Source organism: Mycetocola saprophilus, assembly GCF_000718085.1.
Classification (GTDB): Bacteria; Actinomycetota; Actinomycetes; order Actinomycetales; family Microbacteriaceae; genus Mycetocola; species Mycetocola saprophilus.
The window spans coordinates 1-555 of the sequence record NZ_JOEC01000013.1; the positions used below are offsets into that span (position 1 = coordinate 1).

A 555-nucleotide genomic window follows, 5' to 3' on the forward strand; every position below is an offset into this window, starting at 1 on the left:
GTGAAAAAGCCGGGCCCCGAACCGAAGGAGGCACCTGGTGCCTGATGTTGAAAATTCGGCCGGGATGCCATTCGACGGTGCTCCGCCTTGCAGTGAATCAGATCCGTGCGCAGGATGCCGCGTTGGCCACGATGATTCTCGCGCCGCCAAGGAGCAGGAGCTGCGCGAACGATTCGAGGCATTGAAGGCTGAAGCTGCCGCTCTTGAGGCTGCTACCTCCCCGGTAGAGCCGGAACCGGGTGCTGCTCGGCGCGTGTCCGAGTGGCTGCACACCTCGGGGGCGCTCGCAGCCGAGGCGGGTTCGCACAGTCAGGATGTGGTCGTCATCACGAACGGCGTGCGATTGCTGAGGTCGGACCTCGCCGCCCTCTCTCGCCCTGTAGGTGGGGAGACGGTGACCGAGTATGGGGTCACGGTGGGTCACGACCAGCAGGCTGTCGTGGTTTCGGATCGTCGTGCCCTGGCTGAGGCAACGTTCGCGGCTCATCGTAGCCAGCGGCATGCCTCCTCGGATAATCGGCTTGTTCAGCGCACAGTGGTCCGTGGTCCGTGGTC

Annotated in this window: 1 protein-coding gene; it reads left to right on the plus strand. The window is 64.5% G+C overall.

Annotated elements, in window-relative coordinates:
• Positions 1 to 37: 37 nt before the first annotated feature.
• Positions 38 to 555, plus strand: a 518-nt coding sequence (locus IE92_RS18820; protein WP_211250809.1) for a hypothetical protein, incomplete at its 3' end; no start/stop codon positions are given.